The following is a 15,592-nucleotide window of genomic DNA, read 5'->3' as shown; positions in this document are numbered from 1 at the left end:
GTCTTTAAACCGCTGAAAATAAAACATATAAAATACTTACATTTGTGTAAATCCAAAGAATAATCAAATTTTGATGTTAATTCATCATTTTGTTTTCTTATCGCAGTCAAAATTTTTACTTTTGCTTTTCATCAACTAATAATAAATAAAAATGGAGTCCTTCACGGAAAAAATACTTATTACAGGAGCTTTAGGACAAATCGGGACTGAGCTTACCAACAGACTTGTAGAAATTCATGGGGCAGAGAATGTGGTTGCTTCAGGCTTAGACAGATATCAGCAGGGTATTACCTCAGCAGGATATTATGAAAGAATGGATGTTACCAATACTCAGCTGGTAAGACAGGTGATTAAGGATTACGAAATCACCACGGTGTATCATTTGGCTTCTCTATTATCCGGAACTTCAGAAAAACAGCCAATTTTTGCATGGAAGCTCAATCTTGAGCCTTTGCTGCATTTTTGTGAAATGGCAAAAGAAGGACTCATCAAAAAAATATTCTGGCCAAGCTCTATTGCTGTTTTCGGGAAAGGAATTCCTAAGGAGAACGTAGGGCAGGATGTGGTGCTGAATCCTACCACGGTATACGGAATTTCTAAAATGGCAGGTGAAAAATGGTGCGAATACTATTTTGATAAGCATGGTGTAGATGTAAGAAGCATTCGCTATCCAGGATTGATTTCGTGGAAAACTCCTGCAGGCGGCGGAACTACAGATTACGCTGTTGAAATTTTTTATGAAGCCATTGAAAAAGGAAAATACACAAGTTTTATTTCAGAAAATACCGGAATGCCCATGTTGTATATGGATGATGCCATTAATGCTACTTTGAAGCTGATGGAAGCTCCAAAAGAGAGTTTAACAGTCCGCTCTTCTTATAATCTTGGCGGAATGTCTTTCACTCCTAAGGAATTGGCAGAAGAGATCAAAAAAGAAATTCCTGAGTTTGAAATTGATTATAAACCGGATTTCAGACAGGCAATTGCAGATTCATGGCCGGCTTCTATTGATGATTCGGTAGCAAAGAAAGACTGGGGACTTTCTTATGATTTCGGAATTTCTGAGATGACAAAAGATATGATTAAAAACCTTAAGGTTAAATTAAATAAAAACTAATAGTTCTGATACCATCCCTGCATGATATTACTTACTTTCAACATCATTTCTATTAAAGCTGAAACTAAAAAAGGTTTTCAGATTTCTGATGAAGAGAGATTAAAAATAACGGAAAGTAATACCAGAGCAATTCTCAGAATATTGAATCTTTATGATCTTAAAGCGAGTTTTTTTATAGAAATTTCTATTGCTGAAAAGCTGCAGCAACTTTTAAAGGCAATTTCGGTTCAGGGACACGAAATTGCCTTTTATTATCAGGGCGGCTCACTGGAATATGTAGATAAAATCAAGAAAAGCACTCAGGATTTTCTTGAAAAAAATATACGCGGAATCCGTTATAAAAACACCGGTCTTTCTGTGGATGAATTAAAGCTTTGCGGATTCAACTACGTTTCCGGTATTGATCATGCCGATATACTTTTTCCTTTTAAAAGACTCAAAAAATCTCCGGAAATTATTGAAGAAAATGGCTTAAGCATCATCCCGGAGAGTATTTCTCCTTACAGTCAGCTTCCTTACAATGATTTTGTATTTCAGGTTTTGCCGATGCAGTATTATCAGAATATGGTGTACGAAACACTCAAAAAGGATGATTTTGTTTTGATTTATTTAGACTCATGGCAGTTTACAGATGTAGAAAAATATCATTTTAAAATTCCTTTTTACAGAAGATGGAATACGGGAAAGAAAATGGAAGATAAATTGGAATCTTTTCTCAGCTGGATTAATGAAAAAGAACTGGCAACATCAAGAGTTAAAGATTATATTTTTTAAATAATAAATTAAAGTCGAGCCTAATGAGAAAATATTTATTCGCTATTGTCACTTTTCCTTCTATTCTTTTTGCACAGGAAGTTCCCAGACTTTCTGACGAAATGGCTGTAAAATTAGCTGAGAAGCCGCTTCACTGCATCAGTCAGGAATATCCCAACAAAACGGCACATATTATCAACAATGAAAATGAGGTTGCTCTAAGTCCGAAAGATCTTCATCCCAGCTTTTACGGATGCTTTGATTGGCATAGCTCTGTTCATGGTCATTGGATGTTGGTAAGACTCCTTAAAACAAAACCTAATCTTTCGATAACGAAAAATATTGAAGAAATTCTGGATTATTCATTTAAAAAGGAACATCTTCAGACTGAAGCAGATTATTTTACTAAATATCAGCTTACCGGAACTTTTGAAAGAACTTACGGATGGGCGTGGCTTTTAAAGCTTGACGAAGAACTTACTGATTGGAATCATCCAAAAGCCAAAATATGGCATCAGAATTTAAAGCCGTTAACCGATAAAATTTTAGCTTCGTGGAAAACTTATCTTCCCAAACAAACTTATCCTAACAGAACTGGAGTGCATCCCAATACCGCTTTTGCGATGGCATTTGCGATAGATTGGGCAAGAGCAAACAAAGATTCGGAATTTGAAAAGCAGCTTACAGAAAAGGCAAGATATTTTTATCTTAAAGATCAAAAAACACCGGCATATCTGGAACCTGATGGTTCAGATTTTTTTTCTCCGAGTCTGGAAATTGCAGATTTGATGAGAAGAGTACTTCCTCAAAAAGACTTTGTACAATGGCTGAATAAGTTTTACGATAAAAGAAGTCTAGAAAATATTGAAAAAATTCCTGTCGTAAGTGATTTAAGCGATTACCAGACTGTTCATTTGGTGGGTTTGTCATTTTCAAAAGCATGGTGTATGAAAGGCATTGCGAAAAGTCTTCCTAAAGATCATCCTTTGAAAAAGGATTTCATAAAAACAGCCAATATATTCCTTCATAACGGATTGCCTTTACTTTTCCAAGGGAATTATGGCGGCGACCATTGACTGGCAAGTTTTGCCGTTTACGCATTGGAAGATTGATGAAAACAGAGTTTAATATTTTTTTGAAATACCGCGTTTGATTTTTGTCTGAAGGTTTATATAATCACTAAAAATTCTTATTTTTAAATAATTAAAGATGATTATATGAAGTTAATACAGCTTGCAAAAGAACTGGATGTTTCCCCCGAAGCCATTAAACGTTTTATTCAGGATTTTGATCTGGTTTTAACAGATTGTATTTCTGCCAACTTTGAGGTTAAGGAAGATTTCGAAAAATTTATTCGGGAAAATGTTGATTTTCTAAAAGAATACGAGAAAGATTTAGACAAAAGGAAAACCGTTGAGCAGATTGCCGAGAAAATCAATCAGCCTAAAGAACAGATAGAAAAAGCCATAAAGGAAAAAAACATCTTCGATAATGGTTTTTACCGTTCCTCCGTTTCCAGCTACGGAATTGATAATAAATTAGGCGGAAACTACAAATTTGTCTACGATTATTTCGGAAATAAAACCAGTCTTCAGCAACGTGATTTTATTGGTTACAGAGATTTATTCTTTTATATTTCGAGTGTTCTGGAACCTTTTTTAAATCCTCAGCAAATCAAAGATTGGGGCATTAATAAACCTGCCGGAATTATTCTTTACGGACCTCCCGGAAGCGGAAAGATTTTCTGGGCAAATAAAATTGCAGAAATTATTAATTATGAGTTTAAGGAAATCAAAAAATATTATCTCGGAACTTCTTTTGTAGATGGAAATCAGACGAGCTTCAACGATTTTCTTTTAACCATGATGAAAAATGACCGTGTTTTGATGTTCCTTGAAGATTTTGATGAAATAATGATGCAGCGAAAGGCAGAAAAAGATGTTGCCTATGCTAATCTGGAAACTCAGGAAATAGTTTTGCATCACATTTCTAAGTTTGAAAGCGAAAATCTGCTGATGGTGGGCTCGGCAAACTCTGTTGCAGAAATTGATGAGGAAATACTTGCGCCCGGCAGATTTGATGTGATGATTCCCATTTTTCCGCCAAATGCAGCTGAAAGGGCAGAAATTATTTTGTTCCATATTACCAGAAACCTGGATAAAGATTCACTGCTTTATAAAATCCTGAAAAGAAATCATGCAGACAAAGTTCCGTTCTGGAGTGAAGTTGCCTCAAAAATGAAAGTATTCAGCAATACCATGCTGATAGACTTTACGCAAAGTCTTAAGAAAAGAATTAAAAATGCTTATCAACGTACCAGAAATGAAAATCTTATCATAGATGAAACTCTTCTTCATGGTGCTTTGAGGGATGCTGCTGCCAAACTTACGCAGGAATATCTTAATCTGGTTGCAAGATTCTTAACCGATGTTGTAATCAATAATTTTGATGATTTTCAGAAAAGAGTTCAGGATATAAAAACAGAGCTTCAAACATATCAGGTAGTAGAAGAACCCAGAAGAGCTATCGGTTTTCAAAATAAACAGGAGAAAGACGAATAATATGCCTTAGAATTACCATAGCTTTAAGGAATGTTATAATTGTTATAATATGTTGATTATAAACAGTTTATCATGTGTTAGGTTGGTGAATGTTGATGATTTCCGTTAATTATGTTAACTTTTAAGGTTTTTTTTTAACATTTTTTAACAACATCTCTTAAGTTACCTGTTTATAGGCATTTATAAATATATTTAACTTTTATTTTGCATTTTGTTAACATTTGTTAACATTTAAAATAGGCGGATAAAAAGTTTCAGTATACTTTTGCCTCGTCAAACAAGTAAAAGTTCAAAATGATGAAAAGATTCATTCTCGTAATCATAATGATGATTTCAACCTTCGGTATTTATTCTTTCAAATATGATGCCGCAGAAGCGAAGAAAACAAGTTATGCATCGTACTACCACGATAAGTTTAACGGTAGAAAAACAGCCAGCGGAGATGTTTTTGATAATTCAAAACTCACTGCAGCACACAGAACGATTCCTTTTGGAACTGAAGTAAAAGTTACCAATCTGAATAATGGAAAAGAGGTGATAGTGGTGATTAATGATAGAGGACCTTTCCATTCGTCAAGGGCATTAGATATGTCTAAGGCGGCGTTCGATGAGATCGGAGATATGGACCACGGTACCATTCCGGTTGAATTTGAAATTGTCGATTAATTTATGATTTAAATTAAAATAATAGGTCTCAATTATTGGGACCTATTTTTTTTACAGAAACTTTTCTTTTAATAAACTTGTTTTGTTTATTGCATTTTCAACTTGATGCCATGTATATATTTATGTTGATATAGTTTTTCATCAATCATCATCTTTGATGGTTTCGATAAAAAAATCACTAACTTTGAAGTTCAATTTTAGAAATGGAAAATTTATTACAGGATACAACCGTTCAAAAGCCAAAATGGATCAGAGTAAAACTTCCGACAGGAAAAAATTACCGTGAACTCCGAACTTTGGTTGATAAATATAAATTAAACACCATTTGTCAAAGCGGAAGCTGCCCGAATATGGGAGAATGTTGGGGCGAAGGTACTGCAACATTTATGATTCTTGGGAATATCTGTACAAGGAGCTGCGGATTCTGCGGCGTAAAAACAGGAAAACCTCTTGATGTAAACTGGGATGAGCCGGAAAAAGTGGCAAGATCTATTAAGCTGATGAAAATAAAACATGCAGTGCTTACATCGGTAGATCGTGATGATCTGAAAGATATGGGATCTATACTTTGGGCCGAAACAGTGGATGCTGTAAGAAGAATTTCTCCGGGAACAACTATGGAAACTCTTATTCCCGATTTTCAGGGGATTACAAAACATATCGACCGATTGGTTGATGTAGCTCCCGAAGTGATTTCTCACAATATGGAAACAGTAAAAAGACTTACCAGAGAAGTAAGAATTCAGGCAAAATATGAGAGAAGTCTTGATGTATTGAAATATCTAAAAGAAGCCGGACAAAGACGTACGAAGACAGGAGTAATGCTTGGTTTAGGAGAAACGAAAGATGAGGTTTTTCAAACCATTGAAGACATTAGAAATGCTGATGTGGATGTTATTACTTTAGGACAATATCTTCAGCCAACGAAAAAGCATTTACCGGTAAAAAGATTCATTACTCCGGAAGAATTTGATGAGTTGGGAGATTTTGCGAGAAGCTTAGGATTCAGACATGTGGAAAGCTCGCCTTTGGTAAGAAGTTCTTATCACGCAGAAAAGCATATTCATTAAAAAATAATGACAGCTCAGAAATTTTCTGAGCTGTTTTGTTTATACTGCCGATGTTTCTACTTCATTTCCGTTTTGACACCAAAATAATGCGTTATATAGATTCTTTTTAGGGAAAGATTTGAATTCTCCCGGCATCAGTACACTAAAAATTTCTGTGAAATTTTGAACGCCTTCTTTGTCTGTTACAATGGCAGCGCGGTTCCATCGGGTAAGGTTTTTAATTCCCAGTAAAGCATCCTGAAGCCACGCTCCTGCAGTAAAATTACCAAGGTCGGTATCTAAATACAGTAAATAATTAAGTTCATTAAACTGCTCTACCTTTTTCTTCACACGCGGAATTACAATATTTTCGAAATCTTCTTTGGTTATTTCTCCTGTAGCGCAGAATGCAGCTACGTTTTCCGGTGCATCATTAATAATTGTGATCATAATTTTAATTTTAAATGGTGTATGATAAATTAATTTATCAATAATTAAACCATAATTATATATTAACATAGTTTAAGGCGCAATTATTGATAAGTCTTTGAAAAATATTTTTTATGAACCTTAAATCTAACGAACCTTTTTGGCTGATAAAAAATGGTTTGGTATCTTCTTATCCATCGCTGAAATCAGACGAAATATGTGATGTGCTCATCATTGGCGGGGGAATTACAGGGAGTCTTATAGCTCATCAGATGATGAAAGATGGCTACAATACTATTTTGATTGATAAAAGGGAAGTGTGCAACGGCAGTACTGCTGCAACCACTTCAATGCTTCAGTACGAAATTGATACTCCGCTTTACAAATTAATAGAACTGATTGGTGAGAAGGGTGCCGTAGAAAGTTACAAAGCCTGTTCAAAAGCAATAGATCAGCTGGAAAAGCTTACGAAGGAAATTAAATCACGGGCGGGCTTCAGGAAAAAGCAGTCACTTTACTATGCTTCTAAAAAAAAAGATGTAAAATGGCTGGAAAAAGAGTTTGAAATCAGGAAAAAAGCAAGTTTTGAAGTCTCGTGGCTTGGAAGTGAAGATGTAGAAGATAGGTTTGGTTTTCAGAATACATACGGAGCTATTCTGTCTAAGCAAGGCGCAAGTATTGATGCATTTAAATTTGCTCATGAACTGCTGAGATTTAATGTGAAAAAAGGTCTTAAAGTTTATGATAAAGCAGAAATGAAATCTGTAAAATATCTGAGAGATCATAATTTAGCCCTAACAACAGAAGGATTCAATATTAAAGCAAAAAAAATCATTTATTGTGTTGGCTATGAAAGCAGTATGATGATTAAGGAGCATTTTGTAAATCTAAAGGTTACGTATGCCGTTGTTTCTGAAATAGATCAGGATCAGTTTAAAAATATAGAAAACACATTAGTCTGGAATACAGATACTCCTTATATGTACATGCGTTCCACAGATGACAACCGGCTTTTGATAGGAGGGGGTGATGAAGATTTTTCTAATCCTGAAAAGAGAGATTCACTATTGAATAAAAAGGAAAAAGAGATTTTAAGAATATTGAAAAAGATTAAACCAGATTATCCTTTTTATTCGGATTTTGTATGGGCAGGAACCTTTGGTGAGACAAAAGACGGACTTCCTTATATAGGAACTCACGGAAATTTTAAAAATTCATATTTTGTTTTAGGCTTTGGCGGAAACGGAATTACCTTTTCGGTGACCGGAATGGAAATGGCTTCGGCATATTTAAAGAACAAAAAACATCATCTTACAGAATATTTCAAATTTGGAAGATAAATTACTATATAAATGTTTCGAGGTTCGGCTTCGCCGAACCTCGAAAGTGATAAACAATATTAACCTATAGCTTTTGCAATTAAGTAAGGTATTAAAAACTATATCCGTTTTTCCTTGCAATTTCGGCAATAGATTGCTCAATTGCCTTCCCCAGATCATCGGTGTCTGAATTTCCTCTTTTTTTCATCTCCAGATCTATAAATTCCTGTCTTTTTTTAGCTAAAATCTCAATCTCTTTTTGAATTTTTTCCCGTTCTGAAGCTTTTTGAGCAACAATTTTTGTAATTTCAGCTTTAGTTTTACCTTTCAGTTCAGAAGGCAGTTCCTCTTCTTTTATGGATGAAATATAGGCTTTGTCTTTTTCAACTTTATCCACCAGATCCCAATGATCATTTTTGTATGCATTTTTTTTAGATTTGCTTACAACTCTCTCTACAGCATTTGATGAAGACAGCGACTCAGCATTTACATCCTGCAAAGTTTGTTTATTTTTCATTTCATACCCGCGATTTCCGTAAGAAATGTAAGTGTTATTGAGCTGAGAGTTATATTGGGAAATTTTTATATCGTAAGGTGTTTCAATATAAATAACCTTCTGATCGCTGTCGATGTTGAAATATCTGCCGTTCCCCAGGTTTGCTCCATTTTGCCAGAAACTTCTGACTCCTTCTTCTCTGTTTCCGCAAAAAATAGTGTTGGTATAGATATTTTTATTTTTGGCTTGAGTGACGGCATCTTTATAATTGATATTTCCTTGATCGAAAGGCTCATTTCCGGCAATATAAATCAGTTTCATACTCTTTTCGTTTCCGTCCCATTTAAGATTATTGGCTGCATCCCGAATGGCCGCTCCACAATATTCACTTCCGCCGTTGGTTCTTAATGCGAAAAGCTTTTCAGAAACAAGATCCAGATCCTGTGTAAGAGATGTAATCTGTCTTATGTAGTTTTCATCCTGCAATCCGTCATTTCCGTATTCATAAAGAGAAATTTCTATCTGTGGAGATTTTCCGTTATATTTTAAAGTAGTTAAAGTGTTGACGATATTCCAAAGCCTTGATTTTGCCTGATCAATCAGACCATCCATACTGTTGGAAGTATCAAGAAGTAAAGCCACCTGAATTTTATTATCCTTTGAAATCTCTATCGGTTTTGGGAACTCTTCGCTTTTACTTTCTGTTATATTTGTTGCAATCGTTTTGTTACTGCGTTGATTATCGGATAATTTACCTGCACTTAAAAGAGCAGCCACACCAGCTGTAATTGTTAAAATTTTTAAAGTATTCATGTCATTTGCTTTTAAAGAATCTCATATTTTGTTTTGATGCTGTACTTAAGCTTGATGTTTTCAATATTGTCAAACGAATAGTCAACAATTTGGTCTGCGATTTCCAGCTGTATATTTGCTATTTTACTTTTATATGCGACAGGAAGAACAGAATCACTCATATAATCTTCAATCTCAATGATTTCAATTGCATCTCCTGTTTTTTTGCTGATGCTCCCTAAAAGATAATCTGCTTTTTCCTTAGCTGATTTTAATGCATTAATTTTAACTGCTTTTCTGAAATCTGCAATTTTTGTGTTTTTAACTTCAGCAATATTCAGGCTGCTTACCCATTTTTGATTCAGATCTTCAAAAAGCTTACTTATATTGGTTTTAGCATTTGCTTTAAACTGAAAACTTTTGGTAAATTTTGTTGTTTTTGAATATAAGTTCTGATGCATTGACTTGAACTTGATGTCTTCATTTTTCACACCGCTTTTTTTAAGGGTTTCAAATAAAAGCTTTTCATTGTCTGCCAATTGATTTTTGTTTTCGGCCTTGATTCCGATATTGAAAACAATTTCATCCGGCTCTACTTCCATTTCTGCAACTCCTGTTACTTCGATGAAGTTTTTCTTTATTTCCTGCGCATTCATTAGACTTCCTGCAGCGAAAATTCCTGCTAATAAAAGATGTTTCAGTTTCATAATGTTTATTATTTAAATTTCTAAAGTAAAATTACCACGAATGAAAGCTGAAATTTTGAACACTTGGTGAACGGATGTTTTCACTTGGTGAAGGTCAGAGAATAAAAAAAGACAACTCGTGAGAATTGTCTTTTATATTGAATAATGGATATTTATTAAACAATACATCTTTATAAGATGCAAAGTAGAAATATACTCCTCTACGGATTAGTAGAAAAGATAGAACCATTGGCGATCATTGCTCTTCTGTTCATTTTAAGAATATCTCTTACCCATTCTGCAAAATCTTCCGGTTGAAGTACTTTTTCCGGATTTCCGTCGGTAAGACCTCCCTGAATCGACATGTCTGATGCAATAGTACTTGGTGTTAGAGTGATAACTCTTATATTCTGTTTTCTCCATTCTGCCATCATAGACTGTGAAAGTGAAATTACAGCAGCTTTAGAAGCAGCATAAGCAGACATGTTGGGACCACCTTTCAGACCTGCAGTTGATGCAACGTTGATAATGTCACCCTGTCCTTTTTCTTTCATATAAGGATATACTGTCTTTGCAGCATAATAAACTCCGAAAAGGTTGGTCTTTATTACCTGTTCCCAGGTTTCTGTCGGCATTTCTTCAATAGAACCAAAATCACCGATTCCTGCATTATTGATCAGAATATCTACACCGCCCAGTTGCTGAGCTAAAGAGTCTAATCCTGCTTTTACCTGAATTTCGTTATCCATACTGAAAACTGCGTAATGTGCATTTACACCCAGTTTCTGGATCTCGTCCACCGTCATTTTCAGGTTTTCTTCATTTCTTCCTGTGATTCCGATATTTACACCTTCGCTTGCAAGAATCAAAGCAACTGCTTTTCCCAAACCTCTTCCACCTCCTGTAATGATGGCATTTTTACCCTGTATTTTCATTAATAATAATTTTACAGAACAAATTTACGTAAGATTAATTTTAATTATGTTAAATGAAAAATCAATTTATCAATTGAGCTTAAAAGTATTTTCAATTATTAATTTTTTATCCATTTCCAAAGCTCTTTCATTGTTGCCTTATTTCCATACATCAAAATTCCGACACGGTAAATTTTACCGGCAAGGAAAATCATAAAAACAGTAGTTCCTAAAAGAAGAGCAATAGAAAGTGCAATTTCCCACGCCGGAACACCAAAAGGAATTCTTGCGATCATTGCGACAGGAGAAGTAAACGGAATCATAGACATCCAGAATCCTACCGGACCGTCCGGATTATTCAGGATAGAAAAACTTCCGTACATTCCTAAAGTAAGAGGTAAAATTGCAAATAAAGTAAATTGCTGTGTTTCAGTTTCGTTATCTACAGCTGATCCGATGGCGGCATAAACAGAGCTGTAAAAAATATAGCCTAAAAGAAAATAAACGATAAACACAAAAATGATCAGCGGGAAATTCAGTTCCAGCAGACCATGAGAAATCTGCGTGGCAATCTGAGGAATATCCAGTTTGCTGAGAACTGTTTCATCTCCGCCGGGAATATTTTTCTGAATAGAATTGAAGCCTGTATTTAAAATAAGCGCACCAACAACCGACATAGAAATCCAGACAATAAACTGGGTAAGAGCAACCATTGTTACACCCAGAATTTTTCCCATCATGAGTTCAAAAGGCTTTACCGATGAAATGATAATTTCTACCACGCGGTTATTTTTTTCTTCCAAAACGCTTCGCATAACGCGCACACCGTAGATGATGATAAACATAAATGTAACATACATAAGGATCATGCTCAGTCCGCTTTTGATCCCTACTGCAAGATCAGAATCTTCTTGATTGTTCTCAGAAACATTAATGGTTTTCAGGCTAAAGCTTTTATCAAGATTTTTTAGCTGGCTTTCCTGTATTCCCAGCTTTTTTATTTTCTCTTTTTTGATTACGTCAGTAATGTCTGAAACAATTCGCTGCTTCGTATCAAACCCGATTTTTGTATTGATTACAAGGCGGGTGTTTTTTTCAAGATCATCAAAATTATTTGTCGTTAAAGCAGGTAAAACCAAAATTCCGTCAAGATTTTCGTTGCCTTTTAAAGTTTTGATTTTTGACTGTTCTTCGGCTGAAGATATAAATTCATAGTTGATTTTATCATCAGACTTCAATTGGTCTTTAAAAAGTCCGCTGTTGTCCACTACCTGTATTGCCACATGAGACTCATTGGCTTTAAACATCATCCCGATGACCGTCCCAAAAGCAATAATCATCAATGGAGCTAAAAGAGTAAGTATGATGAAAGATTTTTTCTTAACCTGCGTAAGAAATTCTCTTTTGGTAATTAAAAAAATATTATTCATAATCTAAGAATGATTGCTTACGGCATTAATAAATACTTCATTCATGCTTGGAATTTTCTCATCAAACGATCTTACTTTGCCTACGTTGATAAGATCCGATAAAATAAGATTCTGATCGTTTTCATTCTTCAAATCAAATGAAACAAGCTTATTTTCATTGGTAATATTAAATATTCCGTACCTGTCTTTAAAATAATCAAACTGCTGCTCGTTCACATCAGATAAAGTAACGCCGAAAATATTCTTTTTGAATTTTTCGCGAACATCAAAAACTCTTCCATCAATAATTTTCTTAGAATTGTTGATTAAAGCTACATAATCACACATTTGCTCTACACTTTCCATTCTGTGGGTAGAAAGAATGATGGTAGTACCATTATTCTTGAGCTCAATAATCTGATCTTTGATAAGATTTGCGTTTACAGGATCAAATCCTGAAAATGGCTCATCCAGAATCAAAAGATGAGGTCTGTGAAGCACCGTAACAACAAACTGTATTTTCTGAGCCATCCCTTTGGAAAGTTCAGACAGCTTTTTCTTCCACCATTGATCAATGTGAAGTTTTTCAAACCATTTTTTAGCTTCGTTCAGAGCATCGTTTTTTTTCATTCCTTTCAGCTCACCGAAATATAGAATCTGATCTCCGACACTCATATTTTTATAAAGTCCTCTTTCTTCAGGCATATAGCCAATATCTTTGATGTGTTCGGGATTTAGTTTTTGTCCGTTGATTAAAACTACTCCTGAATCTGCCTGTGTAATTTGATTAATGATTCTGATAAAAGAGGTTTTTCCGGCTCCGTTAGGTCCCAGAAGTCCATAAATACTTCCTTTGGGAACATGGATGCTAAAATCATCCAAAGCAGTTTTTTTTCCTGCATTGTAAGTTTTAGTAATGTTTTCAGCTTTTAACATGCAATTGTTTTTACAATTAGTTTAAAAATAATCCGAAAGTTACGGAATAATTGAAAAAAATATTGCCAAAAGAAAAAATCCTGATGATTATCAGGATTTAAGTTTTATTGTTTCACTATTTGGGTAACCTTTTGGGTATTATCACTCAGAATATATCTGATGAGATATTTCCCGGGTTTCAGTTTTTGGATATTAATCTCTGCGCTATTGCTGTTGATATTGTAACTCGCAACCTGTGTTCCTAAAATAGAGTAAAAGCTTACATTTTTTATTTTTAAAGAGGCATCTTTAGCTTTCACCATCAGAAAATCTTTAGCAGGATTAGGATATGCCGTAAGCACACCATCATCCGACTTCTGGGATAGTGACGAAGGCTCTCTTGTCTGAGCTTTTGCTCCGTCGGAAAAAGCGACAGAAGCATTGATTAATATAATTAAAAGTAAAAATTTTCTCATCAACAAATAATTTGCTTAAATATTACTAACAAAAATAATATATTCTATAATACAATGCAACAGTTTTTGCTTAAGTTGTATTAAATTTGCAATAAATTATTCAAAAAGTATTCCAAAAATGATATATTCTAGAAACAGAAGGCTGAGAGTAAACGAGTCTGTGAGAAGCTTAGTAAGAGAATGCAGTCTTTCTGTCAATGATTTTGTAATGCCTGTTTTTGTGATGGAAGGTGAAAATAAAGAAGAAGCCATTCCTTCAATGCCGGGAATTTTCAGAAGAAGCATTGATCTTACGGTAAAAGAATGCAAAGACCTCTTTTCTTTAGGCGTAAAAGCCGTTAATCTCTATATGAAAGTTTCTGAAAATCTAAAAGACAATACCGGAAAAGAAGCCTGGAATAAAGACGGACTGATGCAGAATACCATTAAAGCGATTAAAGATGCTGTTCCCGGAATGATCGTAATGCCAGATGTTGCTTTAGATCCTTATTCTATATATGGTCATGACGGAATTATAGAAAACGGAAAAATTGTAAACGATGCTACCAATGATGCTTTGGCAAGAATGGCAGTTTCGCAGGCTGAAGCAGGAGCTGATATTGTGGCACCGAGTGATATGATGGATGGCAGAGTTTTGACTATCCGTGAAGCTTTGGAAGAAAACGGTTTTCAGGATGTTGGTATTCTGAGTTATGCCGCAAAATATGCAAGTTCATTTTATGGGCCTTTCAGAAGTGCATTAGATAGTGCACCAAAAGATACGATGGAAATTCCTAAGGATAAGAAAACATATCAGATGGATTTTCACAATTCCCGTGAAGCCCTTAATGAAGTTTTCAAAGATGTAGAAGAGGGAGCAGACATTATTATGATCAAACCCGGACTTCCGTATCTGGATATTGTTTCTAAAGTTCGTGAAGCGATTGATCTGCCTATTGCGGTTTATAATGTAAGCGGAGAATATGCAATGTTAAAAGCGGCTGTCCAAAACGGCTGGCTTGATAATGATAAAGCGATTATTGAAAGCCTTACGTGCTTTAAAAGAGCCGGAGCTGACATGATTTTCACCTATGCTGCAAAAGAAGCGGCAATGATTCTGAATCAATAAAGAAAGCTGAAAGAACAAAAATCCTTAGATATTTTCTAAGGATTTTTTTAATTTATATTTCAAATATCTTATAACATTGATTTTGTACAGTAAATCATCTTCCATCAAGAAACCGTAAATTTGCTTTAATTTACTACAAAAGATCTTTATGGAACAAATCATAAAAATACTTCAGTCGGGCGGAACGATACTCTATCCTACAGATACCATCTGGGGCATTGGCTGTGATGCAACAAATGTTGAGGCAGTCAAAAAAATTTTTGAGATAAAAAAAAGGGAAAAAAATAAGTCGATGATTATTCTCGTCGAGTCTGAAAAAAGGCTGCAGGATCTGGTAGATGTTCCGGAAATGGCTTGGGAAATCATTGATCTCAGCGAAAAACCGGTTACCATCGTTTACGAAAATCCCAGAGGATTACCCAAAGAATTATTGGCAGAAGATGGCAGCATAGGAATTCGCCTTGTAAAAAATGATTTTTGCAAAAAGCTTATTTCCAGACTCAACAAACCTTTGGTTTCTACTTCTGCAAATTTCAGCGGCGACAAAAGTCCGTTGCAATTTTCTGATATTTCTCCCGAAATGATTAGTCTTGTAGATTATGCGGTAGAGGAAGACAGAGAAAAAGTTTCAAAATATTCAGGCTCATCTGTTATAAAGATCTGGAATGATAACCGCATTAAAGTTTTAAGAGAATAATGATTTCAGCAAAAGCTTTCGAGGCGTAATCATCAACTGTCTTTTGTAGTTTTTGCCTTAAATGGTTATCTTTGCCATCCTAAAACCATTAAGAAACCGGAGATTTAGTTAAAAACTATCTAAGATTTCTTAGTGGTTATATATTTGATGAAGGCTTTTTAATTAAAAATATCTGAAGTCAATATCTGCAGTCAAAAAATTTAAC

General features: G+C 34.8%; 16 protein-coding genes. 9 read left to right on the top strand and 7 right to left on the bottom strand.

Annotation, left to right across the window (positions count from 1 at the left end; genetic code table 11):
- Positions 1 to 151: 151 nt before the first annotated feature.
- The 6 genes from FNE73_RS10060 to lipA all read left to right on the top strand — a co-directional run bounded on the left by FNE73_RS10060 (position 152) and on the right by lipA (position 6,167).
- Entirely contained in the window at positions 152 to 1,117 is a 966-nt protein-coding gene (locus FNE73_RS10060) for an NAD-dependent epimerase/dehydratase family protein (RefSeq protein ID WP_143884481.1), read from the top strand.
- Positions 1,118 to 1,138: 21 nt separating this feature from the next.
- Positions 1,139 to 1,891 carry a polysaccharide deacetylase family protein gene (locus FNE73_RS10055; RefSeq protein ID WP_143884480.1) on the top strand — a complete coding sequence of 251 codons (753 nt, stop codon included), beginning with the start codon at positions 1,139 to 1,141 and terminating at the stop codon, positions 1,889 to 1,891.
- 23 nt (positions 1,892 to 1,914) lie between these two features.
- Complete coding sequence (locus tag FNE73_RS10050; RefSeq protein ID WP_143884479.1) at positions 1,915 to 2,946, top strand: DUF2891 domain-containing protein; 1,032 nt, start codon at positions 1,915 to 1,917, stop codon at positions 2,944 to 2,946.
- 141 nt (positions 2,947 to 3,087) lie between these two features.
- Positions 3,088 to 4,431 carry an AAA family ATPase gene (locus FNE73_RS10045; RefSeq protein ID WP_143884478.1) on the top strand — a complete coding sequence of 448 codons (1,344 nt, stop codon included), beginning with the start codon at positions 3,088 to 3,090 and terminating at the stop codon, positions 4,429 to 4,431.
- A 294-nt stretch (positions 4,432 to 4,725) separates the two neighbouring features.
- Positions 4,726 to 5,097: a septal ring lytic transglycosylase RlpA family protein gene (locus tag FNE73_RS10040; RefSeq protein WP_143884477.1), complete on the top strand. Its 372-nt coding sequence runs from the start codon at positions 4,726 to 4,728 to the stop codon at positions 5,095 to 5,097.
- Between the two features lie 203 nt (positions 5,098 to 5,300).
- The gene (gene lipA, locus FNE73_RS10035; RefSeq protein WP_143884476.1) at positions 5,301 to 6,167 is read left to right on the top strand and encodes a lipoyl synthase; all 867 of its coding nucleotides are present in this window, start codon (positions 5,301 to 5,303) and stop codon (positions 6,165 to 6,167) included.
- Between the two features lie 39 nt (positions 6,168 to 6,206).
- On the opposite strand, the gene FNE73_RS10030 is transcribed toward lipA, so the two are convergent.
- A complete protein-coding gene (locus tag FNE73_RS10030; protein WP_143884475.1) occupies positions 6,207 to 6,596 on the bottom strand; it encodes a SpoIIAA family protein in 390 nt (129 codons plus the stop codon).
- Positions 6,597 to 6,709: 113 nt separating this feature from the next.
- Between FNE73_RS10030 and FNE73_RS10025 the strand changes: the two genes are divergently transcribed.
- On the top strand, positions 6,710 to 7,915 hold the full coding sequence (locus FNE73_RS10025) for an NAD(P)/FAD-dependent oxidoreductase (RefSeq protein WP_143884474.1): 1,206 nt from the start codon (positions 6,710 to 6,712) through the stop codon (positions 7,913 to 7,915).
- 91 nt (positions 7,916 to 8,006) lie between these two features.
- On the opposite strand, the gene FNE73_RS10020 is transcribed toward FNE73_RS10025, so the two are convergent.
- The 6 genes from FNE73_RS10020 to FNE73_RS09995 all read right to left on the bottom strand — a co-directional run bounded on the left by FNE73_RS10020 (position 8,007) and on the right by FNE73_RS09995 (position 13,582).
- Positions 8,007 to 9,203 (bottom strand): vWA domain-containing protein, encoded by a 1,197-nt coding sequence (locus FNE73_RS10020; RefSeq protein ID WP_143884473.1) that lies wholly within the window; start codon positions 9,201 to 9,203, stop codon positions 8,007 to 8,009.
- A gap of 11 nt (positions 9,204 to 9,214) precedes the next feature.
- Positions 9,215 to 9,889, bottom strand: coding sequence for an SIMPL domain-containing protein (locus tag FNE73_RS10015; protein ID WP_143884472.1), 675 nt, complete (start codon positions 9,887 to 9,889; stop codon positions 9,215 to 9,217).
- Between the two features lie 200 nt (positions 9,890 to 10,089).
- Positions 10,090 to 10,803, bottom strand: coding sequence for a 3-ketoacyl-ACP reductase (locus FNE73_RS10010; protein ID WP_143884471.1), 714 nt, complete (start codon positions 10,801 to 10,803; stop codon positions 10,090 to 10,092).
- A 98-nt stretch (positions 10,804 to 10,901) separates the two neighbouring features.
- Positions 10,902 to 12,212, bottom strand: a complete 1,311-nt coding sequence (locus FNE73_RS10005) for an ABC transporter permease (protein WP_143884470.1) — start codon at positions 12,210 to 12,212, stop codon at positions 10,902 to 10,904.
- A gap of 3 nt (positions 12,213 to 12,215) precedes the next feature.
- Complete coding sequence (locus FNE73_RS10000; RefSeq protein WP_143884469.1) at positions 12,216 to 13,127, bottom strand: ABC transporter ATP-binding protein; 912 nt, start codon at positions 13,125 to 13,127, stop codon at positions 12,216 to 12,218.
- Positions 13,128 to 13,231: 104 nt separating this feature from the next.
- The gene (locus tag FNE73_RS09995; protein ID WP_143884468.1) at positions 13,232 to 13,582 is read right to left on the bottom strand and encodes a T9SS type A sorting domain-containing protein; all 351 of its coding nucleotides are present in this window, start codon (positions 13,580 to 13,582) and stop codon (positions 13,232 to 13,234) included.
- Positions 13,583 to 13,700: 118 nt separating this feature from the next.
- Between FNE73_RS09995 and hemB the strand changes: the two genes are divergently transcribed.
- Positions 13,701 to 14,690, top strand: a complete 990-nt coding sequence (hemB, locus tag FNE73_RS09990; RefSeq protein ID WP_143884467.1) for a porphobilinogen synthase — start codon at positions 13,701 to 13,703, stop codon at positions 14,688 to 14,690.
- Between the two features lie 148 nt (positions 14,691 to 14,838).
- On the top strand, positions 14,839 to 15,387 hold the full coding sequence (locus tag FNE73_RS09985) for an L-threonylcarbamoyladenylate synthase (protein ID WP_143884466.1): 549 nt from the start codon (positions 14,839 to 14,841) through the stop codon (positions 15,385 to 15,387).
- Positions 15,388 to 15,592: the final 205 nt, after the last annotated feature.

Origin of the sequence: Chryseobacterium binzhouense (genome assembly GCF_007474545.1) — a bacterium.
Taxonomy (GTDB): Bacteria; Bacteroidota; Bacteroidia; order Flavobacteriales; family Weeksellaceae; genus Chryseobacterium; species Chryseobacterium binzhouense.
This window is presented reverse-complemented; position numbering and strand designations above follow the sequence as displayed.

Coding starts and splice junctions, on each gene's coding strand:
- FNE73_RS10045 (WP_143884478.1), top strand. CDS start 3,088: ATGAAGTTAATACAGCTTGCAAAAGAACTGGATGTTTCCCCCGAAGCC.
- FNE73_RS10020 (WP_143884473.1), bottom strand. CDS start 9,203: ATGAATACTTTAAAAATTTTAACAATTACAGCTGGTGTGGCTGCTCTT.
- FNE73_RS10025 (WP_143884474.1), top strand. CDS start 6,710: ATGAACCTTAAATCTAACGAACCTTTTTGGCTGATAAAAAATGGTTTG.
- FNE73_RS10010 (WP_143884471.1), bottom strand. CDS start 10,803: ATGAAAATACAGGGTAAAAATGCCATCATTACAGGAGGTGGAAGAGGT.
- FNE73_RS09985 (WP_143884466.1), top strand. CDS start 14,839: ATGGAACAAATCATAAAAATACTTCAGTCGGGCGGAACGATACTCTAT.
- FNE73_RS10000 (WP_143884469.1), bottom strand. CDS start 13,127: ATGTTAAAAGCTGAAAACATTACTAAAACTTACAATGCAGGAAAAAAA.
- hemB (WP_143884467.1), top strand. CDS start 13,701: ATGATATATTCTAGAAACAGAAGGCTGAGAGTAAACGAGTCTGTGAGA.
- FNE73_RS10050 (WP_143884479.1), top strand. CDS start 1,915: ATGAGAAAATATTTATTCGCTATTGTCACTTTTCCTTCTATTCTTTTT.
- FNE73_RS10005 (WP_143884470.1), bottom strand. CDS start 12,212: ATGAATAATATTTTTTTAATTACCAAAAGAGAATTTCTTACGCAGGTT.
- FNE73_RS10060 (WP_143884481.1), top strand. CDS start 152: ATGGAGTCCTTCACGGAAAAAATACTTATTACAGGAGCTTTAGGACAA.
- FNE73_RS09995 (WP_143884468.1), bottom strand. CDS start 13,582: ATGAGAAAATTTTTACTTTTAATTATATTAATCAATGCTTCTGTCGCT.
- FNE73_RS10055 (WP_143884480.1), top strand. CDS start 1,139: ATGATATTACTTACTTTCAACATCATTTCTATTAAAGCTGAAACTAAA.
- FNE73_RS10015 (WP_143884472.1), bottom strand. CDS start 9,889: ATGAAACTGAAACATCTTTTATTAGCAGGAATTTTCGCTGCAGGAAGT.
- lipA (WP_143884476.1), top strand. CDS start 5,301: ATGGAAAATTTATTACAGGATACAACCGTTCAAAAGCCAAAATGGATC.
- FNE73_RS10030 (WP_143884475.1), bottom strand. CDS start 6,596: ATGATCACAATTATTAATGATGCACCGGAAAACGTAGCTGCATTCTGC.
- FNE73_RS10040 (WP_143884477.1), top strand. CDS start 4,726: ATGATGAAAAGATTCATTCTCGTAATCATAATGATGATTTCAACCTTC.